The sequence below is a fragment of the Streptomyces sp. SID1328 genome (assembly GCF_009865595.1).
GTDB classification, from domain to species: Bacteria; Actinomycetota; Actinomycetes; order Streptomycetales; family Streptomycetaceae; genus Streptomyces; species Streptomyces griseoluteus.
The window spans coordinates 1-1135 of the sequence record NZ_WWKH01000571.1 but is presented as its reverse complement, the minus strand read 5'-3'; the positions used below and the strand labels follow the sequence as shown (position 1 = coordinate 1135).

1 protein-coding gene is annotated in these 1135 nt (G+C 73.5%); it reads left to right on the top strand.

Annotated features, from left to right (window positions below):
- Positions 1-281 precede the first annotated feature (281 nt).
- On the top strand, positions 282-1135 hold an 854-nt coding region (locus tag GT030_RS18040; RefSeq protein WP_161201966.1), incomplete at its 3' end, for an aldehyde dehydrogenase family protein.

Sequence of the window (1135 nt, the reverse complement as noted above, 5' to 3'; positions counted from 1 at the left end):
CGGAGCTGGAGAGACGCGCCGGCACGCGGGTGGAGGAGCCGGAACCCGAACCCGGCACGGAGCCCACGCGGACTGTCGTGACGCCCGCCCCGGTCGTGCGCCGCACCCCGCTCGCGGCCCTCGGGCTGCTGCTGTCCAAAAAACCCGGAGCCGAGTGACCGGGCCGACAACGCGCTGATCAGCACGTATACGCCAGTGATCACTGGCGGAATGTGTGCGGCCGGTGAAACCCCGTTACCGACGGGTACCGAAAGGGCGGCCACCGGCATACCCTGCCGCTCATGACGGACTCGCAGGCCCCGGAAGTCACCGGCACCAATCCGATCGCCCCGGCCCCCGAGGGCGTGCGCACCGCCGCCGACGTGGTCACCCCCGAGCTGCTGGCCCAGCTCACCAAGGGCGTCACCGGCTCGGGCCGGACCAGCAACCACACCCCGCTCACCGGGGCCAAGCTCGCCGACCTGCCCGAGTCCACCCCGGACGACGTCGCCGCCGCCTTCGAGGCCGCCCGCGCCGCCCAGCGGGTGTGGGAGCGGACCCCGGTGCGCGCACGGGCCGCGGTGCTGCTGCGCTTCCACGACCTGGTGCTGGAGCGGCAGTCCGAGGTGCTCGACCTCATCCAGCTGGAGACCGGCAAGGCGCGGCTGCACGCCCACGAGGAGGTGCAGGCCGTCGTCGTCGCCGCCCGGCACTACGGCCGCCGCGCCCCCGCCTACCTGCGGCCCAAGCGGCACACCGGCGCCATGCCGACCCTGACCAAGGTGACCGAACTGCGGCACCCGCGCGGGGTCGTGGGCCAGATCGCCCCCTGGAACTACCCCCTCGAACTCTCCGTCGGCGACGCCCTGCCCGCCTTCGTCACCGGCAACGCGGTCGTGATGAAGCCGGACACCGAGACCTGCCTGACCGCCCTGTGGGCGCGTGACCTGCTGATCGAGGCCGGACTGCCCGCCGGGGTCTTCCAAGTGGTCCTCGGCGAGGGCCCGGTGGTCGGCCCGGAGATCGTCCGGCACGCCGACTACGTCTCCTTCACCGGCTCCACCCGCACCGGCCGCGAGGTCGCCCAGGGCGCCGCCGCCCGCCTGATCGGCGTCTCCCTCGAACTCGGCGGCAAGAACGCCATGCTGGTCCTGGA